This is a genomic window from Streptomyces sp. YIM S03343 (assembly GCF_054729195.1).
Window position 1 is genome coordinate 5,028,492 of sequence record NZ_JBPUKX010000001.1, and the last position, 26,549, is coordinate 5,055,040.

Below are 26,549 nucleotides of genomic sequence, written 5' to 3' on the forward strand. Positions count from 1 at the left end.
CGGGGCCAGAAGCCTGTCGTAAAACCGGCGGTGCGAACCCCACGCTTCCACGTTCCGGCCCGTACGCGTCCGTTTCCGCCACCGCAAATGAACCAATACTGGCTCCAAGGTGAACTCTGGGCGACGAGTGGTCTTGCTCTCCCCTCGATGGCTGTGGCCAGGAGGTACCGCATGCCTAACCTGTTTCCATGGACGTGAACGCGGCAGTCGCCGCAGCGGCAGCGATCGCCGGGGTGCTCACCGGTGTCATCGCCATGCTGGCGTTCCGCTGGAGCGAACGCGACCAGAAACGCCCTACCAGGACATCACTGCACACCGACCCGGTGCTCCCGCCCGGCGTCGACACCGTGCTCTCCGTGCTGCGCAGCTCGGCCGTCGTCCTCGACGAGGCCGACACCGTCGTCAAGGCCAGCTCCGCCGCGTACGCCCTCGGGCTGGTCCGCGGCGGCAAGCTCGCCGTCGACCCCATGCTGCAGATGGCCCGGGACACCCGGCGCGACGGGGAGATACGCCAGGTCGAGCTGGATCTGCCCCGGCGCGGCACCGGGCGCGGTGAGGCCCTCGCGGTCTCCGCGCGGGTCGCGCCGCTCGGCTCCCGGCTCGTCCTCCTGCTCGTCGAGGACCTCACCGAGGCCCGCCGTATCGAGGCCGTACGACGCGACTTCGTCGCCAACGTCAGCCATGAGCTGAAGACCCCCGTCGGCGCCCTCTCCCTGCTCTCCGAGGCGGTAATGGACGCCTCCGACGACCCCGAGGCCGTACAGCGCTTCGCCGGGCGCATGCAGATCGAGGCCACCCGGCTCACCAATCTTGTGCAGGAGCTCATCGACCTCTCCCGGGTCCAGAACGACGACCCCCTCGAGGACGCCGAGCCGGTCCGCGTCGACGAACTCGTCGCCGAGGCCATCGACCGCTGCCGACACGCCGCCGGCACCAAGCAGATCACCATGGCCGCCGGCGGCACCGCCGACCTGCATGTCTACGGCAACCGCGGTCAGCTCGCCGCCGCCCTCGGCAACCTTGTCGAGAACGCCGTCAACTATTCGCCCGCCCGCACCCGCGTCGGCATAGCCGCCCGCCGGCTGTCCGCGTCCGGCGGAGACCTCATCGAGATCGCCGTCACCGACCAGGGCATCGGCATCACCGACAAGGACAAGGAGCGCATATTCGAGCGCTTCTACCGGGTCGACCCGGCGCGCTCCCGGGCCACCGGGGGCACCGGCCTCGGGCTGGCGATCGTCAAGCACGTGGCCGCCTCGCACGGCGGGGAGGTCACGGTGTGGAGCTCCGAGGGACAGGGCTCCACGTTCACTCTGAGGCTGCCGGAGGCGGGCGCGGCCCGCGCCCGCGCGCGTCAGCACCCGGCCCTCGATGCCGAGGACGCCGGGGCCGGGCCTCTCGCCCGTTCCACCCTCACCCCATCCCCCGAGTCAACCGCGTACGAAACGCTTCCCGCCCCGGAGGTCCTTCCGTGACCCGAGTGCTCGTCGTCGAGGACGAGGAGTCCTTCTCCGACGCTCTGTCGTACATGCTCCGCAAGGAGGGCTTCGAGGTCGCCGTAGCGGCCACCGGGCCCGACGGCCTCGACGAGTTCGAGCGCAACGGCGCCGACCTCGTCCTCCTCGACCTGATGCTGCCGGGGCTGCCCGGCACGGAGGTGTGCCGCCAGCTGCGCGGCCGTTCCAACGTGCCCGTCATCATGGTCACGGCCAAGGACAGCGAGATCGACAAGGTCGTCGGCCTGGAAATAGGAGCCGACGACTACGTCACCAAGCCGTTCTCGTCGCGCGAACTGGTCGCGCGTATCCGTGCCGTGCTGCGCCGCCGCGGCGAGCCGGAGGAGGTCACCCCGGCCGCGCTGGAGGCGGGTCCGGTCCGGATGGACGTCGACCGGCATGTCGTCACCGTCTCCGGTTCCAAGGTCGACCTCCCGCTCAAGGAGTTCGACCTCCTGGAGATGCTGCTGCGCAACGCCGGCCGTGTGCTGACCCGGATGCAGCTCATCGACCGCGTCTGGGGCGCCGACTACGTGGGCGACACCAAGACCCTCGACGTGCACGTCAAGCGGCTGCGCGCCAAGATCGAGCCGGACCCGGGGGCGCCGCGGTATCTGGTGACGGTGCGGGGGCTGGGCTACAAGTTCGAGCCGTAAACCGTAGGCGACAGAGACTGGCTGAAGGGCGGGAACCCATAGGGCCCCGCCCTTCAGCCGTGTGCCTATGACTCCTACGTGTGCCGCTACGACGCCTACTGCCCCGAGGCCGTCGCGGTCGCCGTCGCCGAACCGGACGCCGTCGTGCCCGGGGACGCCGAGCCGGTCGCGGAGCCCGCCGGGGTCGCAGTCCGCGTGGCAGTGGCAGTGGCAGTGGCGGTCGGCGTAGGGATGGTGCTCGGGCCCCACTTGGTGAAGTACGACTCCGCCGGTACGACGAACGCGCGCAGGCTCACCGCGCCGGTCTCGCTGAAGGTGAAGGTGACCTTCTGCGCGTTGCCGTCCTGGACGTTCGCACCCGGTGAGGCCAGTGCGGCGGCCGCGTTGCCCTTGCCGCCGAGGATGACGGAGCCGCCGGCCGGGACGGTCACCTTGCCCTTGCCTCCCGCGGGGGAGAGCTCGGCGGACCCGTCGCCGTCGACGGCCACCGAGTCCAGCGTCTGGGCCGTGGTGCCGGTGTTGAAGAGCGTCGCGGAGATCACGGCCGGGCCGCCGCTCGCGCCGCCGTCGGGCTGGGTGATGACGGTGGCGTTCTGGATCTTGATGGTGCCGACAGTGGTGGCCGCGTTGTCCGGGGTGATCTGCAGTGTCTGGCTGTTGTTGCCGGCACCGCAGGCGGCGAGCGAGGCGACGGAGAACGCGATGACGGAGGCGGCGAGGGCGCCGCGTCGAAGGCTGCTGCTCACGGCGGCGGCAACTCCTTGAACGCAAGGGGCAACTCGTCCTTTTGAGGTGCCCAAAGGTCTTCTCAGCGGCCTCAGGTTACCGAGCCGTTCCCGGGCCGCCTCACCCGACCCTCCCTCACTGCGGCGGTTCCTCCGGTGGACGGTGGACGGCGGGACGGCGGGACGGCGGAGGTGGCGGGGCCCATACCTTCAGTCACTCCCGGCACTCTCAGCACTCTCGACGCACGCTCGTCTGTCATTCACATAAGCCTCTGGTGGATAGCGAGGTACCGGCGCGCACATTTTCTGCGTAAAGAATGCGAGGGCGTCCCAATAATTGATCACCCGGTCGTCGAACAGGCCCGTTCGGTGACCGTGTGATCAATTCCGGATTCGGCCGGTACCCGTCCTCGCGGCACCGAACGGAGTAGCGGAAGTCGAGTGTGTGGAACCAGACATATGTGGACGTTCGTCCGCTTGGGAGGGGCCCCGGATGTGTGTAACGTACGCGTTTCACTTCCCCCGCACAGCCGCTCCGACCTGCGAATACCTGCTTCCGCTCGCCCCGCGCAGCACGTTCCTGTTGCTGTTGTCAAGCCCCGAGATATGCCCTGACCTGCGAAAACGCCATTCAGAAGCCGCCGTATCCGTGTTACCCTGGATAGCCACGGAAGGGGTACCTGTCACATGACGTTCAAGGTTGGCGACACCGTGGTCTATCCCCATCACGGGGCCGCGCTGATCGAGGCCATCGAAACTCGCCAGATCAAAGGCGTGGACAAGACCTACTTGGTGCTGAAGGTCGCCCAGGGTGACCTGACGGTGCGTGTGCCAGCGGACAATGCGGAGTTCGTCGGCGTGCGTGATGTGGTCGGTCAGGACGGGCTGGACCGGGTCTTCGAGGTGCTGCGCGCTCCGTACGCCGAGGAGCCCACGAACTGGTCGCGTCGCTACAAGGCAAATCTGGAGAAGCTTGCGTCCGGCGATGTCATCAAGGTCGCGGAAGTCGTGCGCGACCTGTGGCGTCGTGAGCGCGAGCGCGGACTCTCCGCGGGAGAGAAGCGCATGCTCGCCAAGGCCCGCCAGATCCTGGTGAGCGAGCTCGCCCTCGCGGAGAACACGAACGAGGACAAGGCCGAGGCCCTGCTCGACGAGGTACTCGCGTCCTGACGCGGACAGCAGCAGCACAGCAGTAACCCTGCTCCGCCCAGCGCCCCGCTCAGCACACTGAAATGCCGCGGTGCCCGATGACATCCCCGATGTCGCCGGGCGCTGCGGCATGTTCGTTTCCGATGCCGTACGCCCCTGCCGCGGGAGAGCCGCGGGATAACGCGGGAGGACCGCGGGATACTGCGGCACAACTGCGGGAGAACTGTCGAGACAGAACCCCGATGCTCAATACTTGGCGTGCCGGGCCCGGGCGGTGACTGACCGGTGTCACGGAAGGGGCCGGTCAAGGTGTCGTGCCCGACACGCCCCCCGGGTTCTGCGAGCAGCACCAGGGGGTACCTCCCAGGCCATACCCACGTAGGCCGAGCACACAAACCTGACAGGAACCGATGTCTGACGATTCGCGACCTTCGCCGGCGCCGTCCGCGGGGCGGGCTGCGGGACCGTCCGCCACACCGCCCCCAGAGCCGTCCGCGTCACCCGCCGAGCAAGCCGCCGCGACGCCCACCGAGCGAGCCCCCGCGACACCCGCCGAGCAAGCCGCCGCGACACCCGCCGGCCAGGCCGCCGCGGCAGCCGTCGCCGCGGTGATCCCGGCCGCCGGCCGGGGCGTACGACTCGGGCCGGGTGCCCCCAAGGCGCTCCGCGCGCTCGGCGGCACGCCCATGCTCGTGCACGCCGTACGGGCGATGGCCGCGTCCCGCGCGGTGTCCCTCGTCATCGTCGTCGCCCCGCCCGACGGCACCCCCGAGGTCAAGTCCCTCCTCGACGCCCACGCCCTGCCCGAGCGCACCGACATCCTCGTCGTCCCCGGCGGCGACACCCGCCAGGAATCGGTCAAGCTCGGCCTGGACGCACTGCCGCCCGGCTACGGCATCGTCCTGGTCCACGACGCGGCCCGCCCCCTCGTCCCCGTGGACACCGTCGACGCCGTGATCGACGCCGTACGCGAGGGCGCCCCGGCCGTCGTACCGGCCCTGCCGCTCGCCGACACCGTCAAGGAAGTGGAACCCGCCGAGCACCCCGGCGGGCCCGAACCCGTCGTCGCCACCCCCGAACGGGCCCGGCTGCGCGCCGTGCAGACCCCGCAGGGCTTCGACCGTACGACGCTGATCCGTGCCCACGAGACCGTGACCGACGACGTCACCGACGACGCCGGCATGGTCGAGCGCATCGGCGAACGCGTGGTCGTCGTCCCCGGGCACGCCGAGGCGTTCAAGGTCACCCGTCCCCTCGACCTGGTCCTCGCCGAGGCGGTCCTCGCCCGCAGGAGGCTCAACGATGGCTTCTGAGCAGCCTCTCTCCTTCCCGCTGCCGCAGGTCGGCATCGGCACCGACATCCACGCCTTCGAGGAAGGCCGGGACCTGTGGTGCGCCGGGCTGAAGTGGGAGGGCGAGGGCACCGGCCTCGCCGGACACTCCGACGCCGACGTCGTCGCGCACGCCGCCTGCAACGCCCTGTTCTCCGCCGCCGGTCTCGGTGACCTCGGGCAGCACTTCGGCACCGGGCGGCCCGAGTGGTCCGGCGCCTCCGGCGTCACCCTCCTCACCGAGGCTGCGCGGATCGTGCGGGAGGCCGGGTTCCGGATCGGGAACGTCGCCGTACAGGTCGTGGGCCCGCGCCCGAAGATCGGCAAGCGCCGGGACGAGGCCCAGAAGATCCTCTCCGAGGCGGTCGGCGCCCCCGTCTCCGTCTCCGGCGCCACCACCGACGGCCTCGGCTTCCCGGGCCGCGGGGAGGGCCTGATGGCGATGGCTACGGCGCTGGTGATCCGCACCGATCACCCCTGACCGGGCCGACCCGGCGGGCCCGGGCGGTGTGAACGTCACGAGTGCGCGCCCCTTGTCCACAGGGGGCGCGAGGCACTGTCCGGTTCCCACTACCCTGGTAGGCGTGACCATTCGCCTGTACGACACCAGCGCCCGGCAGATCCGTGACTTCACCCCGCTCAAGCCGGGCTGTGTCTCGATCTACCTGTGCGGTGCCACTGTGCAGGCCGCACCGCACATCGGGCACATCCGCTCGGGCCTCAACTTCGACATCATGCGCCGCTGGTTCGCCCACCGCGGCTACGAGGTGACGTTCGTCCGCAACGTCACCGACATCGACGACAAGATCATCGCCAAGTCGGCCGAGCAGAAGCGCCCTTGGTGGGCGATCGGATACCAGAACGAGCGCGCCTTCAGCGACGCGTACGGCGCGCTCGGCTGCCTGCCGCCCAGCTACGAGCCCCGCGCGACCGGCCATGTGACCGAGATGGTCGAGATGATGCAGCGCCTCATCGAGCGCGGCCACGCCTACGAGGCCGACGGCAACGTCTACTTCGACGTGCGCTCCTTCCCCGGCTACCTCGAACTGTCCCGGCAGGAGCTCGACAACCTCCAGCAGCCCTCCGGCACCGGCGAGACCGGCAAACGCGACCCGCGTGACTTCGCCATGTGGAAGTCCGCCAAGCCGGGCGAGCCCACCTGGCCCACCCCCTGGGGACCGGGCCGCCCCGGCTGGCACCTGGAGTGCTCGGCCATGGCGCACAAGTACCTCGGCTCCGCCTTCGACATCCACGGCGGCGGCCTCGATCTGATCTTCCCGCACCATGAGAACGAGATCGCCCAGGCCAAGGCCTACGGCGACGAGTTCGCCCGCTACTGGGTGCACAACGCCTGGGTGACCATGGCCGGCGACAAGATGTCCAAGTCGCTCGGCAACTCCGTCCTCGTCTCGGAGATGGTCAAGACCTGGCGGCCCATCGTGCTGCGCTACTACCTCGGCACCCCGCACTACCGCTCGATGATCGAGTACAGCGAGGAGTCCCTGCGCGAGGCCGAGTCGGCGTTCGCGCGGATCGAGGGCTTCATGCAGCGCGTCGTGGAGACCGCCGGGCCCGTCGAACCCGCCGCCGAACTGCCGCCCGCCTTCGCCGAGGCCATGGACGACGACCTCGGCGTCCCGCAGGCCCTCGCCGTCGTGCACACCACCGTCCGCCAGGGCAACAGCGCCCTCGCCGCCGACGACAAGGACACCGCCGTCGCCCGGCTTGCCGAGGTGCGCGCCATGCTCGGCGTCCTCGGCCTCGACCCGCTCGACCCCGCCTGGTCCGGAGAGGGCACCGCCCGCGGCGAGGATCTGCACGGCGTCGTCGACAGTCTCATCGGACTCGTCCTCGAACAGCGCGAGTCCGCCCGCGCCCGCAAGGACTGGGCCACCGCGGACGCCATCCGCGACCAGCTGGGCCGGTCCGGCCTCGTCATCGAGGACAGCCCGCAGGGCCCGCGCTGGACCCTCGGCCCGCGCTGAACCCGGCATCACGTAAACGACATCACGTAAACGACATACAGCCTCGACATTCAGCCCCGACAGACAGGTAGATCATGGCCGCCAACAACCGTCGCATGTCCGGCAAGAAGGGCGCGCAGGTCGGCAGTGGCGGCCAGCGGCGCCGGGGCCTGGAAGGAAAGGGCCCCACTCCGCCCGCCGAAATGCGCAAGGGCCACGCCAAGCAACGTGCCGCCGCCTCGAAGACCCGCCGCGCACAGGGCCGTCCGCCGCAGCGCCGGGGCGGCGGCAAGGCGTCGTCCGAACTCGTCGTCGGCCGCAACCCGGTCGTCGAGGCACTGCGCGAGGGCGTGCCCGCCAGCACCCTCTACGTGCAGCAGTTCATCGACAACGACGAGCGCGTCCGTGAGGCCCTCCAGCTCGCCGCCGAGCGCGGCGGGATCAACCTCATGGAGGCCCCCCGCCCCGAGCTCGACCGTATGACGAACGGCCTCAACCACCAGGGCCTGGTCCTCCAGGTCCCGCCCTACGAGTACGCCCACCCCGAGGACCTCGCCGCCGCCGCCTACGACGAGGGCGAGGACCCGCTGATCGTCGCCCTCGACGGGGTCACCGACCCGCGCAACCTCGGCGCCGTCGTCCGCTCCGTCTCCGCCTTCGGCGGCCACGGCGTCGTCGTGCCCGAGCGGCGCGCCGCCGGTATGACCGCGGGCGCCTGGAAGACCTCCGCCGGTACGGCCGCCCGCACCCCGGTCGCCCGTGCCACCAACCTGACGCGCGCCCTGGAGGCGTACAAGAAGGCGGGCATCGTCGTCGTCGGGCTCGCCGCCGACGGGGAGGCCGAACTCGGCGCGCTGGAGGCCCTGTCCGGGCCGGTCGTCATCGTCGTCGGCAGCGAGGGCAAGGGCCTGTCCCGGCTCGTCGGCGAGACCTGCGACTTCCGGGTACGGATCCCGATGCCGGGCGGCGCGGAGTCGCTCAACGCCGGTGTGGCGGCGGGGATCGTGCTCTACGAGGCGTCGCGTCGCCGTAGCTGACCCGCGTCGGCCGACGCCGTAGCTGACCGGGTGTCGGCCGATCCTCCGTCAGCAGCGTTGAGTCGGCCGATTCCTCGTCAGCAGCGGCGAGTCGGCCGATCGCCCCGTCAGCCGCGTCGAACAGACGTCCGGCGCCTCACCCGACCGGGTCAAAACCGGCGAGCAGGACAAGCTTGACGCGGTCCGGACAGATCAGGGCGGTCAAGACAGTGTCCTAACTCGGCGTCACTCGGTTAGATGAGTGTGGACACCAGAACACCCCGCACACCCACGGGGGACCGCTCGTCGGGATACGACGACGCGCCCGCGCTGAGCATGGTGAAGGTGCCGAGCGATCCGGCGCAGATCATCGTCAACCACGCGAGTTTCCGCGTGCAGTTGGGCGCGTCCGCGCGGCGCGCCCAGTCCCAGCGGATCGCCCGCCACCTCAGCGCCGCGGACGACACCGCCCGCGTCCCCGTCACGGGCGCCGCGGGCAGAGCGGTCGCCGCCCCCGCGCGCGCCCGCCGCCGCCCCGTCGTCTGGAGCGGCCGCTCGGCCCCCGACGACACCGGCGCGCACCGGCTCCTCCAGGCCGTGCGGGGCGGCAGCGTCCGTCACGCCGAGGACACGGCCAAGCGCCCGGCCGCGGACCCTGCCAGGGACCCCGCCATGGACTCCGGAGCCACCCGCGTCATTCCCCGCATCGACGCCAACGGGCCTTATACGGACGGCGGTTACCGCCCCTACGGCGGCGACGGCGGCGGACAGGGCGGCGGCCTCGCCGAGACGGCCGGCATCCCCGTCGTAGGCCCCCAGCGCGGTCCTACCGAGGCCGATGGCACCCGCCTCGTCCCGCACATGCGCACGGCGGGCAACGCCTTCGACGACCCGGCGTACGACTACCTGTTCGCCGACGGCCCCGACAGCGGCGGCACCGGCTACGGAGACCCGGGCGACCCGGACGAGGCGTACGACACCGACGACGCCTACGACGACGACGGTTACGACGACGGCTACGGCGACGGTTACGACGAACCGGCCACCCGGCACCGCGCCGCACGCCGCACCGGCGACGACCCCTCCCGGCACGCCTACTACCCCGGCCGCCGGATGAACCTCGGCGTCGTCCTGCTCCCGCTCCGCATCTTCCTCGGCTTCATCTCCATCTACGCGGGCATGGGCAAGCTCTGCGACCCCGTCTTCTTCGACGGCGGCCGACGCGGCTCCATGGTCAAGTGGCTCAACACCCTCCACCCCGGCGAAGGCGCCGAGCCACTGCGCCAGTTCGCCCTCCACCACCCCGTGGGCTCCGGCCTCGTCATCGCCTTCCTCCAGGTGATCGTGGGCGTGCTCACCATCCTCGGGTGCTGGCAGCGGGTCGCCGCCGCCGTCGGGGCGCTGCTGTCGGCCGCGCTCATCCTCACCGTCAGTTGGAAGACCGTCCCTGCTTACGACGCCCCCGACATCATCCTGCTCGCCGCCTGGAGCCCGCTGATCATCGCGGGCGCCCCCGTCTACTCCGTCGACGGCCGCCTCGCGGGCAGCGCCTGGCGCAGGCTCGGCCCGCGCACCGACATCTGGGAACTGCGCGCCTACGTGCTGCGCCGCGGCGCCCTCGTCACCGCCGTCACCGTCGGCCTCACCCTGCTCGTCGGCTCCCTGCTCGGCGGCGCCGTACGCGACTCCAGCCGTGTCGTGGTCCCCGGCCCGGGTGAGGCCCCCCGCAACGAACTCCCCGGCGCGCCCCTGCCCGACGAGCCCGCCGAGGGGCACGACGGGACCCCGGCCGCCACCGGCGCGCCCACCCAGGGCAGCACCGGCACCGGAAGGCCCTCCGGCGCGGCGACCAGCCCCGGTGCCACCGAATCCTCCGGCGCGGCCACCGCGGGCACCCCCAGCCAGACCCAGGGCACCGAGGGCCAGGCCCCGCCGCAGCACTCCGCGCCCCACCAGCAGGCGCCCAGCACCAGCGCGGGCCCGACCGGCGGCTCGACGAACGGCGGCCCCGGCCCGGGCGGCGGAGGCAGCGCCCCCGGCGGCACGGGAGCCTCCGGCGGCACGGGCGGCTCGGGTTCGTCCTCCGGGCGTACGGGGCTGGTGGGGGGTCTGCTGGGCTAGGCAGGCCGGGGCGAAGTCAGCTGCGGTTCGGCAGCGCGCCCCGAAGTGGCGCGGGCTGCGGTTCTGCAGCGCCCTGAAGGGGCGCGGGGCTGTGCCGACATGCGGCTCCGCCGCGATGGGGGTACCTCCCTGCTCGAACGAAGTTGAGAGCTTGGGGGAGCGACCAGCCACGACGGTGCCGCAGACGAAGACGGCGCATCGCGGCACTTCCCGCGGAGCGCTCAGGCCGAGCCGAGAGAGCCGCCAGCGGCTGCCAGGGCCACCGTTACGGCGATGGGGTCCCCCAAGACACTTGGGGGACCCCATCGCCGTAACGGGCCGCTCAGCAGCCCACTCGTGGGCCGATCAGCGGCCGCCGCCGAGTGCGCCGAGCTCCTTCGCCGCCTCGGTCAGATCCTTGGCGGTGTCGATGGCACGCCAGTACGCGCCCTGCGGGATCGGGAAGCCGGCCAGCAGCCGCTCCCGGGCCAGCCGGGGGAACGTGGTGCGCTCGTGGTCACCGCGCTCGGGCAGCATGGCGGCGAACTCGGGGGAGAAGACGTAGACACCCGCGTTGATCTCGAAGGTCGACGGCGGGGCCTCGATGAAGTCCGTGATCCGGCCGAAGCCGTCCGTCTTGACGGCACCCCAGGGGATACGGGGCCGGGCCAGCGCGAGGGTCGCCACGGCGTCGCGCTCGGTGTGGAAGTCGGCCATGTCGCGCAGTGAGAAGCGCGTCCAGATGTCGCCGTTGGTGGCGTACCAGGGCCGGTCGGGCTGCGGGAGATGTGCTGCGGCGTACTTCAGGCCGCCGCCGCGGCCCAGGGGCTCCGTCTCCACGACGGTGGTGACCTTGACGGGCAGATCGGCCGCTGCCAGCCAGTCTTCCAGCACCTCGGCGAGGTGACCGCAGGAGACCACGACGTCGGTGACGCCCTCCTCGGCGAGCCAGACGAGCTGATGGCCGATGATCGGGGTTCCCGTGCCCGGGATCTCGACCATCGGCTTGGGGCGGTCGTCGGTATAGGGGCGGAGCCGGGAGCCCTGGCCACCGGCCAGGACCACGGCTTGGGTGGGGCGCGACGCCGCGTTCGGGTGGGTCATGCCCCGAACTGTACGTCCCGCCCCTGGGGCCACTCGCCGCAGCGGGCGTTTCTGGGAGAGCCGTTACCGACTTCCCACGCCGGACCGGGGATCAGGTGTGCGCGGTCATCACACCGGAGGCGAAGGAGGTGTCGCAGACGGGGCGGGCGTACGACTGCGCACGGGAGGCGCCGTAGATACGGACCGCCGCCTCGCCGAGCGAGCGGGCGATGGAACCGCAGTGCCGGGCCAGCGACGGCCGGCCGTTCACCGCCTGCTGGAGGTGGGTCAGCGCGACGCCGGGGTCCTGCTCGCGCAGCTCGGTGAGCAGCCGGTCGCGCAGCACGTCCTGCGGGGCGAGGGCCCGGGCCCGCGAGGAGACACCGGACGTCAGGGTGTCCGACGCCTCCGACGCGGTGAGCACCGAGGCCGAGGGGCTCCCCGACCAGTTGACTCGGGTGACCGCGAGGGTCCCGGAGAGCACCAGGACGACGGGCAGGACGAGGGCGAGAGAGCGGCCGATACGCCGGGCGGGGCCCCGGCCGCTTCGCGTCTGATGGATGCTGGAGTGCTTCACGCGAGTGAGAGTAGCGCCCGGTAACCATATGGCGACATTTCGTCATCACATCGAGGGACGGGGTGGCGCCGACCAGGTTTCACGGCATTGACGCACGCTGCTCGAAACGCCTGGTGTGCCGGGGTATCGGAGGGGCCGCGAGGGGCACAGGTGAACGAAGAAGAGGGCCTCGCGGACCGTCGCGAGACCCTCTCCGTCAACAGAGCCTAATTGCCCTGGTTTGTTACCGCTGTTTGTTGCTGCTTCTCTCAGTCGGTGAGACGCTCACCGGTGGAGGTCGAGAACACGTGGGTCTCGCCCGGGCGGGGCACGACATGCACGTGGGCGCCCTTCTCCGGCACGGAACGGCCGCCGACACGGACCACGAGGTCCTTGAGCTCGCCGCCGACCTCGGCGCTGCCGTAGACGTAGCCGTCGGCGCCGAGCTCCTCGACCACGTTCACGGTGACCGCGAGACCCGCGGGCGCGTCCTCGGTCTCCTTGGACAGGGATGCCGCGGCGCCGCCGCCGTTCGGCGAGACCACGTCGAAGTGCTCGGGACGCACGCCGACCGTGACCGTGGTGTCGCCCCGGTCGGCGGCGGCCTTCAGCGCGTCACGGTTGACCGGGATGACACTGTTGCCGAACTTCACACCGCCGTCGGTGATCGGGACCTCGACCAGGTTCATGGCGGGGGAGCCGATGAAGCCGGCGACGAAGAGGTTCTCCGGACGGTCGTACATGTTGCGCGGGCTGTCGACCTGCTGGAGCAGGCCGTCCTTCAGCACGGCGACCCGGTCGCCCATCGTCAGGGCCTCGACCTGGTCGTGGGTGACGTAGACGGTGGTGATGCCGAGACGGCGCTGGAGCGACGCGATCTGCGTACGCGTCGACACACGGAGCTTGGCGTCCAGGTTGGACAGCGGCTCGTCCATGAGGAACACCTGCGGCTCACGCACGATGGCGCGGCCCATCGCGACACGCTGCCGCTGACCACCGGAGAGCGCCTTCGGCTTGCGGTCCAGGTACTCGGTGAGGTCGAGGATCTTCGCGGCCTCTTCGACCTTCTTGCGGATGTCCGCCTTCGGCACACCGGCGATCTTGAGCGCGAAGCCCATGTTGTCGGCGACCGTCATGTGCGGGTAGAGCGCGTAGTTCTGGAACACCATGGCGATGTCCCGGTCCTTCGGCGGCAGGTGGGTGACATCACGGTCACCGATCCGGATGATGCCGGCGTTGACGTCCTCGAGCCCCGCGAGCATCCGCAGCGAGGTGGACTTGCCGCAACCGGACGGGCCGACCAGAACGAGGAACTCCCCGTCTTCGATGTGGATGTCGAGCGCGTCGACGGCGGGCTTCTCGGTGCCCGGGTAGATCCGGGTCGCCTTGTCGAACGAAACAGTGGCCATGGTGAATGGGCCCCCTTCTACCGGCAGGAACGTGCCGGACGATCCGAGTAGGAAGGTGGATGGTGTAGTCCACGTGAGCGAACTGCACCAGGACGCTACCTGCCGTTCCCCGGATCTGTCAGCAGCGGGGCATGTGATCTCGACGAAAATCTTCTGCGGTCTTCACCACAGGCCCGGGTACACTGCACGAGCACACCCGAACACGCCTCCTTAGCTCAGTCCGGCCAGAGCAACGCACTTGTAATGCGTAGGTCGTCGGTTCGAATCCGACAGGGGGCTCTACGTGCGAAAACCCCGATCGGAGATTTCTCCGGTCGGGGTTTTCGCACATTGCAGGCGCACCGTCCTAGCCATCGCGGACATTGAGGAGAACAGCCACCACTGAACGACAGACAGGCAGAGGCCGGGTGGCTCCGGGATTGGTGCCGGAGCCACCGTTGGGCTGGCGTGCTGGCGATCAGTCCTCGTTGGGGTCGAGGACTCGGCCCTTGAGCTTGATGGGGTTGGCGGCGCCCACGCGGAGTTCTCCGTCCGTGTAGCGGCCGGGCGTCGCGCCGTCCATGGCGGTGACCTGGGCCGCGTAGCCGAGGGCCTGCTGGTTGTTCGGCAGGTACGGGTTGTGGGTGAAGGTCAGCTTGCGGCCTGAGTCACTCACGGTGCCCTGGGTGGTCTGGAGATTGCCCATGGCCTGGAGGGTGTTGACGTCGTGGTAGGCCCAGGAGAGCCAGCCGGTGAAGGCGAAGCCCGTGGGTGCCTTGAGGGTGAAGGTGATGTCGCCGGGGTTCACCGGGTCGGGGACGGTGCTGAGGATGCCGAAGCTGAGGTGGGCCGGTACTCCGCCCGGCGCGTCCTCGACGATGCCTTGCTGGAGGATGTACAGCTTGTTCTCGGACCCCTCCTTGACGGGGGCCTGGGTCTGCGTGGCCATGGTTTCCCTTCTGTGCCTGAGTGCTGTCCGCGTGTGCGGATCCGCCGGTGGCGGGCTTGTGGCAGGCTCGGCCGTCCGTCCGTTCGTCCGCTTCGGTGGCGCGTGCCCTGAGTTCGGGGGCCGGCAGCAGCGGGTGGTCAGTCGCTGCCGGGGGTGGGTGGGTCGGCTGCGGGTGCCTGGTCGGCTGCGGGTGCCTCGTCGACTGCGGGTGCGTGATCGGCGAGGAGCGGGCCCAGGACGACCAGGGCCCCGAGGGTGATGTCCTCGTAGAGGTAGAAACCCGCTTGCAGGGGCGGCGGTTCGACATCCGCGTGCTCGTCGGCGGCACTTGTTTCGGGTTCGGCTTCCGGGGTGGGTTCCGGTGCGGTGTCGTCGGGGCCGGTGTGGGGGGTCTGGGGGGAGAGCAGGTCCGTGAGGTCCTGTGCGGCGCCCTGGAAGGCGGTGCGGGCGGTGGCGACCAGCAGGCGGAGGGGGAGGTCGAGGGCGGTGGCGATGCGTTGTCCGGGGATCAGCTTCGCCGCGCCGGGGGCCTGTGCGGTGGCGGCGGCGATCCAGTGCACGGGGAGCGTGAAGGTGGAGATGATCCGCTCGGGTGGCATGAGGGGCGGGGGCTCGCCGTCGAGCATGAGGTCCTCCCACTCCATGAGGTCGAAGAGGAACTGGCCGCCCTTGTAGAAGGGCCAGGGCCGGACCGTGTCGAGCAGGACGCGGGCGCGTTCGGGTTCGTGCAGGCGCAGGGCCACGCCGTGCCGGGCCAGGGTGCACAGGCACTGGCGCAGACAGCTGTTGACCTGGCCGAGGAAGGCGAAGGCCCGGTGGTCGGTGGAGGTCAGCGGGCCGGTGTCGGTGGGCTCGGCCGGCGGGGGCGTGGGCGCGGTGGTGGTCACAGTGGCCTTGAGGTGACGTAGTGGGCGATCTGCCGCAGGACGGCTTTGCCTTCGTTCTCGGGGATGATCCGCAGGTCTTCCTCGAAACGGGCGATGCCCTCGGCGGCGAGCCGGTCGGCGAGGTCGGTGGCGTACTCGATGGAGCCGTGCCGCCGCATGGCGGCGAGGAGTTCCTCGGCGTGCTGCTGGGTCTTGTCGGTGCGGCGCTGCCGCAGCACGTCGAAGAGGCGTGGCCGCTCATGGGCGTGGGCGGTGCGAAAGAGGTGGATCAGCATCACGGTGCGTTTGCCTTCGAGCAGGTCCCCGAGGGGCTCCTTGCCGTAGAGGGCTTCCTCGCCGACCAGGTTGAGGATGTCGTCCTGGATCTGGAAGGCGATGCCGATCAGGCGGAACGCTTCGTCGAATCGGCCCAGTACGGCAGGGTCGGTGACGCCGGCGCAGACGGCGCCGATGCGGCAGGGGCTGATGCAGGTGTACCAGCCGGTCTTCTTGGTGCTCATCGTGAAGTACGCGTCGTCGGCCTCGGGGACGACGTCGTGGCGGATCCAGCCCAGCTCCATGGCCTGGCCCTCGATGGACTCCCGGCACATGTGCATCGTCTCGTGGATGAGGCCGAGGGCGCGGACCAGGCCGAGGGTTTCGAGATTGGACAGGACGGCGTCGACGGCGAGCAGGTTCAGTCCGTCACCGACGTTGACGGCCAGGCCCAGCCCGTGTTCCTCGTGCATAGTGGGCATGCCGCGCCGATGGGTGGACTCGTCGGCGATGTCGTCGTGGACGAGGAAGCCGTTGTGGAACAGCTCCAGCGCGGCGGCGGCGCGTACGGCGTCGTCGGGGCGTCCGCCGAAGGCGGCGCAGGCCGCGATGGTCAGGGTGGGCCGCAGGCCCTTGCCCTGCCGGGCGGGGTAGGAGCGCATGAGGTCGTACAACTCGGCGCGCGGTTCCCGGTCCGGCAGCAGCCCTTCGATCTCCTCGTTGGTGCGGGCCCGGCACCGGCGCATGGTCTCCATCAGGTCCGCGTCACGGACGGAGTCCTCCAGCGACCAGCTGGTGCTGACCCGGCCGTCCCACAGCAGGCGCGCGGGCCTGACCGTGGTGTCGCCGATCAGCGAGGGCGGCTCGGGAGCGTCCTCGGGAGTGCGCTGGGCGAGGAAGTCCAGCGCCGTCCAGTCGACCGACTCGGCGGCCGGTTTCCGGGCGTTGGGTGCCGCACTGCCCCACAACTGGGGGGCCTGTTCGCGGTAGGCGCCCCAGAGTTCCTGCATGCTGCGCAGACCGGCCGCGCGCTGGGACAGCAGAGTGAAAGCACGCCACACGGTGAGGGTCTCGTCCCGGGAGCCGCGGACGTCGAGGCTTTCGGGCAGAACCTGGTCGACGGGCGGGCGCTGGAGGTCGAACAGCAGGTTCATGGCCCGGTTGTCGAAGACGACTTCTACGTCCGGGTCCGGGCAGCGCTCCTGGGTCACGACGATACGACTGTGCAGGGCGGTGAGCGTGGCGTGGCTGCCGTCGTTGAAGTGCAGGCCGAGTCGGCTGCCCCCCAACTGGTCGGCGGCGGCGGCGAGGATGGCCGGCGCCCGGTCGGACAGGGCGGCGACGGTCTCGTCCAGCAGCCGGGCACCCGTGAACTCGGTCGCGGTCTCCGGCAAGGTCTCAGTCATGGGCGCCGCCGGCGAACTCCACGATGCCCGCGGTGGAGAAGCTGATGGCGCGTCCGCCGACCCGGCCCTCGACCGTGCACGGGCCGAGGGTCTCGTGCACGCTGAACGGGTGCAGGCTCGTCTCGGACGGGTTGGCGATCCGTCCCGACGTGTGCGAACGGAAGTCGAGGACGAGACGGTCGTCGCCGAGCCGGGCCGTGATCAGCAACCGGCCGGGCACCTCGGCCATCGGCGGTGTGCCCAGCACGCCCGCGAGCGGCGGCACCATCACCACCCGGTCGCGGTCCAGGCTGCCGCTGACCGCGACCCGCAGGTTGCGGCGCGGGAAGTGACGCACCATGCGCCCGTTGCGCCACAACATCACCGATCCATTGGCCGCGTCCGCCGGATACGCGGGCTGGATCAAGGTGAAGACCACCGCCGAGGGGGGTGCGTCACCTGCCCCGCCGGAGGGGTCGTTGACGAATCCGAACACCCAGCCGCCCAGGGTGGGCCAGGACCAACGGCCGCGTACCCGCTCGTGATAGCCCAGCAGGTCCGTCTCCGTGACCGTTCCGTCGGAGTGCCGCAGCGTGCCGGTGCCCAGGACTCCGGGCTCCGACTGCCAGCGCAGGTGCTCGTCCTCGCCGAAGGGCGCGCACTGCGAGGTGCACGGCCTGCTGGTGCGGGTCAGCCGCACGTCGACCGCCGGTGCCGCCGACCGGGCCGCCACCCGGAACACGCCGGACTCCCCGTGCGGATGCGGTAGCCGGAACGCCGACCAGGGCAGTTCGGGCTGCTCGGCGTTGAACTGCGTCGAACTCCAGCCGCGCCCCTCCTCGTAGACGAGAAGGATCGCCATGTGCTGCCCCTCGGCCGCCGTGCCGGTACCGCTGAGTCGCCCGGTGGCCGGAGCGCCCGGATCCGCGAACACCGCTCCGGCTGAGGAGCCCAGAACGGACAGGTTGGCGATCAGGGCCTGTCGGCCGCACCGGGAGAGGAAGGCGTAGTGCAGCCATTTGCGGTCCAGCGGATGGGTGAGCGGGGCGTGCGGGAAGGGTCCCGGGGGCCCGAGTCTCGGGAGGGTGGGCGTGGACACGACTTGAAGCTAACACGCAGTTATGAGACTGTCACGCACGGTAACGTCCAGTCGGGTGACCTAAGGTCGCAGAAATGTTCACCGCCGTGGAGAAGGCTTGAAATCGGGGTGAGCCGTCTGTAGCGGCACTCCGTTACAGACGGCTCAGTGTCTCGCGCCGGTCTTCGCGTCAGTCCTCGTCAGTCCTCGTCAGTCCTCGCTGGTCTTCGTCAGTCTTCGTCAGTCTTCGTCAGTCTTCGTCAGTCCTCGTCGTCCCCGAGGACGCTGGCTCTCAGGCGCACTTCTGGCTGGCCCGCGATCACGGCTCGTCCGTCGGTGTACCGGCCCGGCTCGGCGTCCGACCCGGCCTTGACGCCGAGGGTGTACACCAGGGCCGCCGCCGGATTGCCGGGAGTGTTCAGATGGGGGTCGTCCGTCACGGACAGCGACGTGCCGCCCTCCCGCACCGCCGCCGTCGGCTGCGGAGCAGCGACCACGGAGCCGTCGATGCGGTAGTACGCGCAGGTCGCCAGGCCGTCGAAAGAGAACCCCGTCGGAGCGGTGAAGCGGTGCTCCACGCGCCCGGGTGCCCAGGCGTCGGTGGATGAGACCCTTACGTGGATCAACTCGCTGCCGCCACGCGGGATTTCCAGCCCGCCTTCCTGGCGTACGAACAACCGTGCGGCCGTCACCACAGCGGGAGTCCGGTCCTTGTCCTCGGGCTCGGTGGGCTCAGTGGGCTCAGTGGGCTCAGTGGGGTCGGAGGGTACGGCTGTGAGGGGCAGGGCCACGATCCGGTGGTGGAAGTTGTCCGCCACGAGCAGGCGCCCGGCCGGGTCCACGGCCAGACCGCACGGATAGGCCAGCGAGACGCCGTCGGTTGCCTCTGCCTCCTCAGCTGCCTCGGCCGTGGCACCGGCCACCGCTCCGGCCGCCGGGTCCGGTCCCGCGATGACGCGAGCCGCCCCGTCGGCCAACCGCCATACACGGTGTCCGTTCAGATCGGCGACGTAGACGGCCCCCTGGGCGTCGACGGCCACGGCGCACGGGGCACTCCAGTCGGCCGCCGTGGCGTCGGTGTTTCCGCCCGGCGGCCCCGCCAGCACCCGAAGGGTCCCGTCGGTGCCCAGCAGCAGCACCCGCCGCCCCACCGGGTCGGCGATGTACAGCCGGCCCGACGGATCGGTCGCCAACCCTGCCGGCAGGAACGCCTCGCCGACGGCGGTCGCATCGGGGTGTCCGGTCCGTCCGGACGCCGTGACGACCGCGTTGACGACCGTGCTGATGACACCGTCCCCGCCGACCCTGCGTACCCGGGGAGTGCCCGCTTCGCCGATGTACAACGATCCGGAGCCGTCCACGGCCAGGGCGCACGGGGCGTCCAGGCCGGCGCGGTCGGCGGGCCCGCCGTCGCCGTCGCCACCGCGGGAGCCGTCTCCCGCAACGGTGTCGATGACGCCGGAGGAGTCGATCCGGCGGATCCGGTGATTCATCTCGTCGGCGATGAACACACTCCCGTCCGCGTCGACCGCGAGGGCGGACGGGAAGCCCAGGCGGGCCTGCACCGCCTCCGCACCGTCCCCGGCGAAGCCCCGCAGTCCGTCCCCGGCGACCGTGGTCAGCACGCCGGAGCCGTCGATCCGGCGGACCCGGTGGTTGGCATGGTCGGCGATGAAGACCGCCCCGCCGCCCACGGCCACGGCTGCGGGAAAGGCCAACTGTCCTTCCGTGGCTGGATGCCCGTCCCCGGAGAATCCGGCGGTGCCGTCTCCCGCCACGGTGAGCGGCGGGTCGTGTCGGTCCGGGGAGACAGGCTCGCGCGTCCGGGCCTCAGCTTTCGCCGTCACGCCGTCACCACCCGGCGCCGCCGCAGTGGCGCCTTGGCGGCGTCTCTCACCTTCCACGGCTTCGTCATCCGCATGTCGGTCTCCCTTCCGAGCCGTCGCTGCCCCTCCTGCATACCGGCCGGGCCGCGGACCGTGGGAACAGCGCACCGATCGGGATTTATGCGCCCCTGAATGCCTCGGTTCCACTCGAACAAGTGACGCGGAATCGATCTCGTATTCCAAACGGCCGAACGGCTGCATATCACCCGCGCGGAACGGCTAACCATGGACACGGATGACGGCCCGGTGCCGTTCGCCTGCCGCAACGCCTCGGCCGAAGCCGCCGACGGCGTCCTGGGTTCGCCTCGGCGACCGCTCTCATGGCGTCCCGTGCCTCATGAAGCACGCGGGATGCCGCGCCCTGCCCTGCCCTGCCCGTCCAGCGGGCACCGGTGGTCCGTGTCCGGGCGCCCCTTCCCACTCACACCCACGTTTCGATCAATGCCCAGGAGGACTCCGAAATGGCCACTGAAGCGCAGTCCACGAAGAAGGAAGCCTACGAACGGGGAGAAGCGCAGGGCCGGGCCGACGCGATCGCCGGACGCCCGCACGCCGGCCCGCCGCGCGACGGCATGCGCGGGGAGAAGGACTACTACGCGAACGGTTACGACTGGGGCTACGAGCAGGGCCGTGCCCAGAAGCTGGACCTGGTGGTGTGGCAGGAAGGCGGGGTCGAGGACGCTCCCGGTGGTCTCGGCACCACCATCAACATCTGCGTCCGTACGCCGAACTGGAGCGAGACCGTCGACGCCGGTGAACGGGACCACGTCTTCACCGCCCCCACCGGATTCCGCTGGAACGGCATGGTGGGCAGCCAGTACAAGCGCATCGACCAGACCACCGGCGGCAACCTGCCGCCCGTCCAGGCCAAGGTGAGCGACGACGGGCGCACGCTGACCTTCACCTACCACGTGCACCTGAACACGAACGGCGAGGACAAGGACTGCATCGCCTACACCTGCGGCCTCGAAGCCGTCGACGGTGCCAAGTCCGGCCGTTACAAGGACGGCGTCGCCCAGATCGGCACCGCGCCCCCGGCCAAGCTCACGGCCGAGGTCATCACGGACGAGGACTGAGAGAGCAGGAGCCAGACACCATGACCACCGTCGTCACCTCCGGAGTCTTCCCGAGCACCACCCCAGCCATCTCCCCGGTCGACGGGCTGGGCACCGCCGACGTCAGATGGGGCAGCAGCGGCTCCCAGAGCGGGTACCAGTTCCGCGGTGCGGCCGCGGACGTCGAGCTCGACGGCACCGAGTTCGTCGTCGGTACCTTCGTGCACCGCAATCTCCCCACCAACGTCAGCCCGAGCACGTTCAACGTCGCGCTCGCCGTCAACGTCATGTTCGAGGACGGCAGCACGACCGATCTGAACTTCGCCTTCCATCACTTCGAGACACCCAACAGCACCGGCAGCAGCCCTGTGGACGATGATCTGGTCGACCTGCAGGAGTTCATCCACCCTCAGCCCGTCACGATCGGCGGGAAGCAGTACAAGGCGGTCCTGAGCGGATTCAAGCGGGGCGGCCAGATCGTCCGGCAGTTCCGCAGCCCCGAGGGCGGAGTGAACTTCGCCGAGATCGTCTGCATGTTCACCCTCGACGAGCCGGACGTGATCATTTCCGACCTGCGCTACCTGGGCAGCGGCACGGGCCAGCCCGACGAATACATCGAGATCTTCAACAAGGGCGGCGCGCCCCAGGACCTGACCGGCTGGATGGTGGAGTCCAAGCCCACCGGGCGCGCCTACACCTTCCCGCCGGGGACCGTCATCCAGCCCGGCCAGCGCTACCGGGTCTACACCGACGAGGTCCACCAGAACTTCGGAGGATTCTCCTTCGGCTCCTCCGACCAGGTCTGGCGTGACGAGGGCGGCATCGGCCGCCTGGTCCACAACGGCTTCGTCGTCGACCAGTACCCCTACCTCGACAAGGGCTTCAACAAGACCGCCGCGCCGTAGCACCCGTGCGGCGGAACGCCAGGCGCCGGAACGGATCCGGCGCCTGGATCCGGCGCCTGGGATCTACGTCGTGACCGCTCAGCCGCCTGGGTCCGCCTGGTGCGGCTTCGCCGTCCTGCCCGGTGCCAGCACGGCGAGAGTGCTGCGTGCTTCACGGCGCAGGGCGCTGCTTCGGGCGAAGGTCGCCGTGAGGGCGAGGACCGAGACCGTGCCGCCGTAGAACACGGCGGCGATCGTGGAGGCGATCGTGGAGAGGAGCCCGACCGTCATCGGGCACGCACCTTTCTTCCCCCGCTCGGCCCGCCCGGCTCACAGCCCGGGGCGGGCATTGATGCGTTTCCCCTCCAGGATACGGAGGCCGTCAACTCCCCCTGCCGGGCTACGGGTTCCGGTCCCGGCTGCCCAGGACTGTCAGGGCTTCGTCTGTCAGGCGGTAGACCGTCCATTCGGACTGGGGGCGGGCGCCCAGGGACTCGTAGAAGGTGATGGCGGGGCGGTTCCAGTCGAGGACCGACCATTCCAGGCGCTGGTAGCCGTGGCTGACGCAGATGCGGGCCAGTTCGGTGAGGAGGGCCTTGCCGTGGCCTGCGCCTCGGGCCGTGGGGCGGACGTAGAGGTCTTCCAGATAGATGCCCTGGGTGCCGCGCCATGTGGAGAAGGTGAGGAACCAGAGAGCGAAGCCGACCGGTTCGCCTGTCGTGTCGTCGGTGGCGAGGTGGGCGTAGGCAGCGGGGCGGGGGCCGAAGAGGGCTGTATGGAGTTGCTCCGGGGTGGCTCTGGCCTCGTGCGGGGCTTTCTCGTAGGCGGCCAGTTCGCGGATCAGGGCGTGGACGGTGGGGATGTCTGCAGGGGTTGCGGTGCGGATCACGGGGGGAGGGTAGTCGGGTGGGGGTGGTGGTGTGCGGGCGGGCAGCGGGGGGTCCGGTCGGTGATACTGGGCGGGTGAATCGCCTCATGGGTCGGGTCAGGGGGGTTCTGGGCCGTGTCGCGGCCTATGTGCGCAGTGCTCCTGGGACTTATGTCTGGCTGGCGATTCTGTTTGTCACCACCGTTGCTCTTCATTACATGTCGCCCGAGTTCGAGCGGGAATTCCTTCGGCAGCGGTCGACGAATATCCGGGAGTTGTCTCAGGCTCCGCTGCGGGTGTTGATCACCAGTGCCATGTGGATCGACGGCGGGTACTGGCTGCCGTATGCCGCGCTCTACACCGTTTTCCACGCTCAGGCCGAACGGTGGCTCGGGACGCTGCGTTGGCTGGTGGTGTGCGCGACCGCCCATGTGCTGGCGACACTGGTCGGGGAAGGCGCGCTGCTGAAGGCCATACATGACGGGATCGCGCCTCGTTCCGCAGTCAACACCCTTGATGTCGGGGTGAGTTATGCGTTGGTGGGCGTCATCGGGGTGCTGTTCTACCGGGTTCCCCGGCCCTGGCGGTACGGGTATCTGGCAGTCGTGGGGGTGTTCTACAGCGTTCCGCTTTTCGAGGGGCCCACGTTCACCGACATAGGGCATTTCAGCTCTCTGCTCATCGGGCTCGCGTGCTATCCGCTGGTCAGAGGGCGCGGAAGGGTGCGAAATCCGAAGGAGGCAGTGGCTGAGTCCCGGGGCTCTTGACGGTGCTTTTCGCAGGTCGGGGGGATTGTCAGTGGTGGGGTGCAGGATGGGGGCATGGCGAGGAGAGCGGTCGGTGGTGGCGGGGGCGGCGCGGTGAAGGGGGCGCGGCGGCCTGAGGTGCGGTTGCCTGCTCTGGAGGTGTTCGGGGGAGGGGGACTGGAGCCGGACGGGGACTACGACGGGCTGGAGTTCAGGGAGGAGGACTTCGCCGGGCAGGACGGGCGGGGCACCCGGTTCATGGACTGCCGGCTGACGGGGTGCGCGCTGGACGAGGCCGAGCTGCAGCATGCGCGGGTGCTGGACTCGGTGCTGGCGGCGCCGCGGGGGGTGGGCACAGACCTCGCCGAGGCGACCCTGCGGGATGTGGAGCTGCTCGACGCCCGGCTCGGGGGTGTGCAGTTGCACGGGGCCGCGCTGGAACGGGTGCTGGTCCGGGGCGGCAAGATCGACTATCTGAATCTGCGGGACGCACGGCTGAGAGACGTGGTCTTCCAAGGGTGTGTGCTCGTCGAGCCGGACTTCGGGGGCGCTCGTCTGGAGCGGGTGGAGTTCGTGGACTGTCAGCTGAAGGGCGCGGACTTCACGGCGGTGACGATGAAGGACGTGGACTTGAGGGGAGTGGTGTCATTGGAGGTCGCGAGAGGGGTGGAACGGCTCTCGGGAGCAGTCATCAGCACGGGGCAACTGCTGGATCTGGCACCGGTGCTGGCGGGGGCGCTGGGGATCCGAGTGGTGGACTGACAGGGCCTGATCGGCTGGGCCGGGAAATCTCAGCCTGTCTGGGGGTCCCTCCCTGCTCGAAGAGCTTGGGGGAGATTGAGGACGAGGCCCGTTCAGGGCCGAAGCGGGGGCCTGGGGGTCTGAGGGCGGCAGCCCCCAGAAGACGCACCGGCCGCGGCTCACGGCACCCGGGGAAACCGCGCCTGCAGCATCCAGATCGCCGGGTTCTCCGACAACTCGTCATGCAGATCGCACAGATCCGCGATCAGGTCCTGGAGAAAGTCCCGTGCCTCACGACGCAGTGCGGCATGGGAGAAGCTGAGCGGAGCCTCCTCGGCCGGCATCCAGTCGGCCTCGATGTCCACCCAGCCGAAGCGGCGCTCGAAGCGGAGGCGGTCGGTGGACTCGGTGAAGTCGAGTTCCGCGCGCTGGGGGCGGGCGGCGCGGGAGCCCGCCGGGTCGCGGTCGAGGCGCTCGGCGATGTCGCACAGCGCCCAGGCGAAGTCGAGCACCGGCACCCATCCCCAGGCTGTGGACAGTTCCCGGTCCGCCTTGGTGTCGGCGAGATAGACGTCGCCGCAGAAGAGGTCGTACCGCAGGGCGTGGACGTCCACGGTGCGGTAGTCGGTCTGCGGGGGGTCCGGGAAGCGGTTGGAGAGGGCGTAGCCGATGTCGAGCACGTAGGTGATGGTGTCACGCCGGCCAGGGGACGGGCCCGCCTAGGATTCGTGACATGTCCCGATCCGCTCTCACCGACCCGCCCACGCCCCCGCGCCCCACACCCGCCACAGCTCCGCGGCCCCGGCGTCCTGGGGGCCCCCGCCGCGCCACCGCGCTGCTCCTCGGCGTCCTCGCCCTCCCGGCACTGACACTCACCGCGTGCGACGGCGGCGTGCGCGGCACCCCGGGTGGTCCCGGCGTGCGGGATCCGTACTTCCCGAAGATGGGCAACGGCGGCTACGACGTGGGGCACTACGGCCTGACGCTCGCCTACGACCCCGGCAGCCACCGTCTCACCGGTACGGCGGTGATCACGGCGCGGGCCACGCAGGATCTGTCGGCGTTCGATCTCGACCTCAAGGGGCTGACGGTCGAGAAGGTCACCGTGGAGGGCAGGAGGGCCCGCTGGAACCGTGCGGGCCAGGAGCTGACCGTCCGCCCGCGCAAGGAACTCGACGCCGGCGAGACCTTCCGTGTGACCGTCCGCTACTCCGGCATCCCCGAACCCGTCACCGACCCGGACGGCACCGAGGAAGGCTGGCTGCGCACCGACGACGGCGCCCTGGCCCTGGGCGAGCCGACCGGCTCCATGGCGTGGTTCCCCGGCAACCACCACCTGTCGGACAAGGCGTCGTACGACATCTCCGTCACCGTGCCCGAGGGGCTGAAGGCGGTCTCCAACGGGGAGCTGCGGAGCGAGAACACCGCTCACGGCCGTACGACGTTCGCCTGGCATACCGCCGAACCGATGGCGAGCTATCTCGCCACGCTCGCCGTCGGCCGTTTCGAGCTGACCCGCTTGACCACGGACGACGAGACCACGGACGACGAGACCACGGGCGACAAGACCACGGACGACGAATTGCCGGTCTATGTTGCCGTGGACCCCACGCAGGCGGCGAAGAGCCGTGCCGTGCTGGCGAAGATCCCGGAGATCGTCGGGTGGGAGGAGGAGGCGTTCGGGCCGTATCCCTTCGCCTCCACCGGGGCGATCGTCGACCACTACGACGACCTCGGGTACGCCCTGGAGACCCAGAACCGCCCCGTCTTCCCCGAAGCCCCCGACACCACGACCCTGGTCCATGAGCTGGCCCATCAGTGGTACGGGGACTCGGTCACCCCGAAGAGCTGGCGGGACATGTGGCTGAACGAGGGGTTCGCGACCTACGCGGAATGGCTGTGGGACGAGGACCACGGCGGTGACTCGGCGCAGGAGACCTTCGACGCGCTCTACGACGGCGACTACTTCGACGATACGAAGGCGGAGGAGACGGAGGAGGCGGCGTGGGCCTTCCCGCCCGCGAAGCCGTCGAGCGCGGCGCATCTGTCCGACAGCCCGGTGTATCTGCGGGGCGCGATGGTGCTGCACAAGATCCGGCAGAAGGTCGGTGACGACGCCTTCTTCGGCCTGCTGCGCGGCTGGGCGGCGGCGCACCGCCACGGCAACGCGGACACGGCGGACTTCACCGCGTATGTGGAGAAGCGGGCGCCGGACAAGGACTTCTCCGGGATCTGGCGGGACTGGCTGTACGGCGACGGCAAGCCGGACCGTCCCTGAGTCCCGGCGGAGGGCCGGTCGGCGAGCGAGGCGACGCCTGGCGATGCGGGGCGACGCGGGGCGGCCCGGGCCC

25 protein-coding genes and 1 tRNA gene are annotated in these 26,549 nt (G+C 70.4%); 14 read left to right on the forward strand and 12 right to left on the reverse strand.

The features are described 5' to 3' along the window. The first annotated feature begins 188 nt into the window (after positions 1–188). Both ACSYGN_RS21895 and ACSYGN_RS21900 read left to right on the forward strand, forming a co-directional pair. On the forward strand, positions 189–1,475 hold the full coding sequence (locus ACSYGN_RS21895) for a sensor histidine kinase (protein WP_460398145.1): 1,287 nt from the start codon (positions 189–191) through the stop codon (positions 1,473–1,475). Beyond that, a complete protein-coding gene (locus tag ACSYGN_RS21900; protein WP_010358452.1) occupies positions 1,472–2,152 on the forward strand; it encodes a response regulator transcription factor in 681 nt (226 codons plus the stop codon). The genes ACSYGN_RS21895 and ACSYGN_RS21900 overlap by 4 nt, the downstream gene beginning before the upstream one ends. Positions 2,153–2,247: 95 nt before the next feature. Here the strand turns inward: ACSYGN_RS21900 and ACSYGN_RS21905 are convergent, their stop codons facing one another. Further along, positions 2,248–2,898, reverse strand: a complete 651-nt coding sequence (locus ACSYGN_RS21905) for a copper chaperone PCu(A)C (RefSeq protein WP_460398147.1) — start codon at positions 2,896–2,898, stop codon at positions 2,248–2,250. Between the two features lie 666 nt (positions 2,899–3,564). On the opposite strand from ACSYGN_RS21905, the gene ACSYGN_RS21910 reads away from it, so the two are divergent. From ACSYGN_RS21910 to ACSYGN_RS21935, 6 genes are all read left to right on the forward strand, one after another. Next, positions 3,565–4,047 (forward strand): CarD family transcriptional regulator, encoded by a 483-nt coding sequence (locus ACSYGN_RS21910; RefSeq protein ID WP_003953493.1) that lies wholly within the window; start codon positions 3,565–3,567, stop codon positions 4,045–4,047. A 389-nt stretch (positions 4,048–4,436) separates the two neighbouring features. Beyond that, on the forward strand, positions 4,437–5,339 hold the full coding sequence (gene ispD / locus ACSYGN_RS21915; RefSeq protein WP_460398149.1) for a 2-C-methyl-D-erythritol 4-phosphate cytidylyltransferase: 903 nt from the start codon (positions 4,437–4,439) through the stop codon (positions 5,337–5,339). After that, positions 5,329–5,838: a 2-C-methyl-D-erythritol 2,4-cyclodiphosphate synthase gene (ispF, locus tag ACSYGN_RS21920; RefSeq protein ID WP_460398151.1), complete on the forward strand. Its 510-nt coding sequence runs from the start codon at positions 5,329–5,331 to the stop codon at positions 5,836–5,838. Before ispD ends, ispF begins: the two co-directional genes overlap by 11 nt. A 103-nt stretch (positions 5,839–5,941) precedes the next feature. Beyond that, positions 5,942–7,342: a cysteine--tRNA ligase gene (cysS, locus tag ACSYGN_RS21925; RefSeq protein WP_460398153.1), complete on the forward strand. Its 1,401-nt coding sequence runs from the start codon at positions 5,942–5,944 to the stop codon at positions 7,340–7,342. A gap of 74 nt (positions 7,343–7,416) precedes the next feature. Then, positions 7,417–8,358 (forward strand): 23S rRNA (guanosine(2251)-2'-O)-methyltransferase RlmB, encoded by a 942-nt coding sequence (rlmB, locus tag ACSYGN_RS21930; protein WP_460398155.1) that lies wholly within the window; start codon positions 7,417–7,419, stop codon positions 8,356–8,358. Between the two features lie 237 nt (positions 8,359–8,595). Beyond that, positions 8,596–10,458, forward strand: a complete 1,863-nt coding sequence (locus ACSYGN_RS21935; protein WP_460398157.1) for a DoxX family protein — start codon at positions 8,596–8,598, stop codon at positions 10,456–10,458. Between the two features lie 345 nt (positions 10,459–10,803). On the opposite strand, the gene ACSYGN_RS21940 is transcribed toward ACSYGN_RS21935, so the two are convergent. From ACSYGN_RS21940 to ACSYGN_RS21950, 3 genes are all read right to left on the reverse strand, one after another. Continuing rightward, positions 10,804–11,541 carry a nucleotidyltransferase family protein gene (locus tag ACSYGN_RS21940; RefSeq protein WP_460398159.1) on the reverse strand — a complete coding sequence of 246 codons (738 nt, stop codon included), beginning with the start codon at positions 11,539–11,541 and terminating at the stop codon, positions 10,804–10,806. 91 nt (positions 11,542–11,632) lie between these two features. Next, positions 11,633–12,097: a hypothetical protein gene (locus ACSYGN_RS21945; protein ID WP_460398161.1), complete on the reverse strand. Its 465-nt coding sequence runs from the start codon at positions 12,095–12,097 to the stop codon at positions 11,633–11,635. Between the two features lie 248 nt (positions 12,098–12,345). Beyond that, a complete protein-coding gene (locus tag ACSYGN_RS21950; protein ID WP_460398163.1) occupies positions 12,346–13,485 on the reverse strand; it encodes an ABC transporter ATP-binding protein in 1,140 nt (379 codons plus the stop codon). 204 nt (positions 13,486–13,689) lie between these two features. On the opposite strand from ACSYGN_RS21950, the gene ACSYGN_RS21955 reads away from it, so the two are divergent. Further along, positions 13,690–13,764, forward strand: a tRNA-Thr gene (locus tag ACSYGN_RS21955). Between the two features lie 178 nt (positions 13,765–13,942). Here ACSYGN_RS21955 and ACSYGN_RS21960 read toward each other — a convergent pair. From ACSYGN_RS21960 to ACSYGN_RS21980, 5 genes are all read right to left on the reverse strand, one after another. Continuing rightward, a complete protein-coding gene (locus tag ACSYGN_RS21960; RefSeq protein WP_460398165.1) occupies positions 13,943–14,413 on the reverse strand; it encodes a hypothetical protein in 471 nt (156 codons plus the stop codon). A gap of 137 nt (positions 14,414–14,550) precedes the next feature. Further along, the gene (locus ACSYGN_RS21965; RefSeq protein ID WP_460398167.1) at positions 14,551–15,300 is read right to left on the reverse strand and encodes a hypothetical protein; all 750 of its coding nucleotides are present in this window, start codon (positions 15,298–15,300) and stop codon (positions 14,551–14,553) included. Further along, positions 15,297–16,961 carry a polyprenyl synthetase family protein gene (locus ACSYGN_RS21970; protein ID WP_460398169.1) on the reverse strand — a complete coding sequence of 555 codons (1,665 nt, stop codon included), beginning with the start codon at positions 16,959–16,961 and terminating at the stop codon, positions 15,297–15,299. The genes ACSYGN_RS21965 and ACSYGN_RS21970 overlap by 4 nt, the downstream gene beginning before the upstream one ends. Beyond that, positions 16,954–18,039: a hypothetical protein gene (locus tag ACSYGN_RS21975; RefSeq protein WP_460398171.1), complete on the reverse strand. Its 1,086-nt coding sequence runs from the start codon at positions 18,037–18,039 to the stop codon at positions 16,954–16,956. The genes ACSYGN_RS21970 and ACSYGN_RS21975 overlap by 8 nt, the downstream gene beginning before the upstream one ends. A gap of 239 nt (positions 18,040–18,278) precedes the next feature. After that, a complete protein-coding gene (locus tag ACSYGN_RS21980; protein WP_460398173.1) occupies positions 18,279–19,865 on the reverse strand; it encodes an NHL domain-containing protein in 1,587 nt (528 codons plus the stop codon). 500 nt (positions 19,866–20,365) lie between these two features. On the opposite strand from ACSYGN_RS21980, the gene ACSYGN_RS21985 reads away from it, so the two are divergent. Both ACSYGN_RS21985 and ACSYGN_RS21990 read left to right on the forward strand, forming a co-directional pair. Beyond that, positions 20,366–20,980: a hypothetical protein gene (locus ACSYGN_RS21985; RefSeq protein ID WP_460398175.1), complete on the forward strand. Its 615-nt coding sequence runs from the start codon at positions 20,366–20,368 to the stop codon at positions 20,978–20,980. Positions 20,981–21,000: 20 nt separating this feature from the next. Continuing rightward, the gene (locus tag ACSYGN_RS21990; protein ID WP_460398177.1) at positions 21,001–21,864 is read left to right on the forward strand and encodes a choice-of-anchor K domain-containing protein; all 864 of its coding nucleotides are present in this window, start codon (positions 21,001–21,003) and stop codon (positions 21,862–21,864) included. A 78-nt stretch (positions 21,865–21,942) separates the two neighbouring features. Here the strand turns inward: ACSYGN_RS21990 and ACSYGN_RS21995 are convergent, their stop codons facing one another. Beyond that, positions 21,943–22,134, reverse strand: coding sequence for a hypothetical protein (locus tag ACSYGN_RS21995; protein ID WP_460398179.1), 192 nt, complete (start codon positions 22,132–22,134; stop codon positions 21,943–21,945). A gap of 109 nt (positions 22,135–22,243) precedes the next feature. Continuing rightward, the gene (locus ACSYGN_RS22000; RefSeq protein WP_460398181.1) at positions 22,244–22,732 is read right to left on the reverse strand and encodes a GNAT family N-acetyltransferase; all 489 of its coding nucleotides are present in this window, start codon (positions 22,730–22,732) and stop codon (positions 22,244–22,246) included. Positions 22,733–22,818: 86 nt separating this feature from the next. On the opposite strand from ACSYGN_RS22000, the gene ACSYGN_RS22005 reads away from it, so the two are divergent. Both ACSYGN_RS22005 and ACSYGN_RS22010 read left to right on the forward strand, forming a co-directional pair. Beyond that, a complete protein-coding gene (locus tag ACSYGN_RS22005) occupies positions 22,819–23,478 on the forward strand; it encodes a rhomboid-like protein (protein ID WP_460403644.1) in 660 nt (219 codons plus the stop codon). A 54-nt stretch (positions 23,479–23,532) separates the two neighbouring features. Then, positions 23,533–24,219, forward strand: a complete 687-nt coding sequence (locus ACSYGN_RS22010) for a pentapeptide repeat-containing protein (RefSeq protein WP_460398183.1) — start codon at positions 23,533–23,535, stop codon at positions 24,217–24,219. 158 nt (positions 24,220–24,377) lie between these two features. Here ACSYGN_RS22010 and ACSYGN_RS22015 read toward each other — a convergent pair whose 3' ends face one another. After that, positions 24,378–24,878, reverse strand: a complete 501-nt coding sequence (locus tag ACSYGN_RS22015) for a hypothetical protein (RefSeq protein ID WP_460398185.1) — start codon at positions 24,876–24,878, stop codon at positions 24,378–24,380. 53 nt (positions 24,879–24,931) lie between these two features. Between ACSYGN_RS22015 and ACSYGN_RS22020 the strand changes: the two genes are divergently transcribed. Beyond that, entirely contained in the window at positions 24,932–26,476 is a 1,545-nt protein-coding gene (locus ACSYGN_RS22020) for a M1 family metallopeptidase (RefSeq protein ID WP_460398187.1), read from the forward strand. Positions 26,477–26,549 lie beyond the last annotated feature (73 nt).

What these genes read in the sequence shown, in the direction of transcription:
- ACSYGN_RS21895 (WP_460398145.1), top strand. Translation starts at nt 189, where the DNA reads ATGGACGTGAACGCGGCAGTCGCCGCAGCGGCAGCGATCGCCGGGGTG.
- ACSYGN_RS21910 (WP_003953493.1), top strand. Translation starts at nt 3,565, where the DNA reads ATGACGTTCAAGGTTGGCGACACCGTGGTCTATCCCCATCACGGGGCC.
- ispD (WP_460398149.1), top strand. Translation starts at nt 4,437, where the DNA reads ATGTCTGACGATTCGCGACCTTCGCCGGCGCCGTCCGCGGGGCGGGCT.
- ispF (WP_460398151.1), top strand. Translation starts at nt 5,329, where the DNA reads ATGGCTTCTGAGCAGCCTCTCTCCTTCCCGCTGCCGCAGGTCGGCATC.
- rlmB (WP_460398155.1), top strand. Translation starts at nt 7,417, where the DNA reads ATGGCCGCCAACAACCGTCGCATGTCCGGCAAGAAGGGCGCGCAGGTC.
- ACSYGN_RS21935 (WP_460398157.1), top strand. Translation starts at nt 8,596, where the DNA reads ATGAGTGTGGACACCAGAACACCCCGCACACCCACGGGGGACCGCTCG.
- ACSYGN_RS21940 (WP_460398159.1), bottom strand. Translation starts at nt 11,541, where the DNA reads ATGACCCACCCGAACGCGGCGTCGCGCCCCACCCAAGCCGTGGTCCTG.
- ACSYGN_RS21950 (WP_460398163.1), bottom strand. Translation starts at nt 13,485, where the DNA reads ATGGCCACTGTTTCGTTCGACAAGGCGACCCGGATCTACCCGGGCACC.
- ACSYGN_RS21960 (WP_460398165.1), bottom strand. Translation starts at nt 14,413, where the DNA reads ATGGCCACGCAGACCCAGGCCCCCGTCAAGGAGGGGTCCGAGAACAAG.
- ACSYGN_RS21970 (WP_460398169.1), bottom strand. Translation starts at nt 16,961, where the DNA reads ATGACTGAGACCTTGCCGGAGACCGCGACCGAGTTCACGGGTGCCCGG.
- ACSYGN_RS21985 (WP_460398175.1), top strand. Translation starts at nt 20,366, where the DNA reads ATGGCCACTGAAGCGCAGTCCACGAAGAAGGAAGCCTACGAACGGGGA.
- ACSYGN_RS21990 (WP_460398177.1), top strand. Translation starts at nt 21,001, where the DNA reads ATGACCACCGTCGTCACCTCCGGAGTCTTCCCGAGCACCACCCCAGCC.
- ACSYGN_RS21995 (WP_460398179.1), bottom strand. Translation starts at nt 22,134, where the DNA reads ATGACGGTCGGGCTCCTCTCCACGATCGCCTCCACGATCGCCGCCGTG.
- ACSYGN_RS22005 (WP_460403644.1), top strand. Translation starts at nt 22,819, where the DNA reads ATGGGTCGGGTCAGGGGGGTTCTGGGCCGTGTCGCGGCCTATGTGCGC.
- ACSYGN_RS22010 (WP_460398183.1), top strand. Translation starts at nt 23,533, where the DNA reads ATGGCGAGGAGAGCGGTCGGTGGTGGCGGGGGCGGCGCGGTGAAGGGG.
- ACSYGN_RS22020 (WP_460398187.1), top strand. Translation starts at nt 24,932, where the DNA reads ATGTCCCGATCCGCTCTCACCGACCCGCCCACGCCCCCGCGCCCCACA.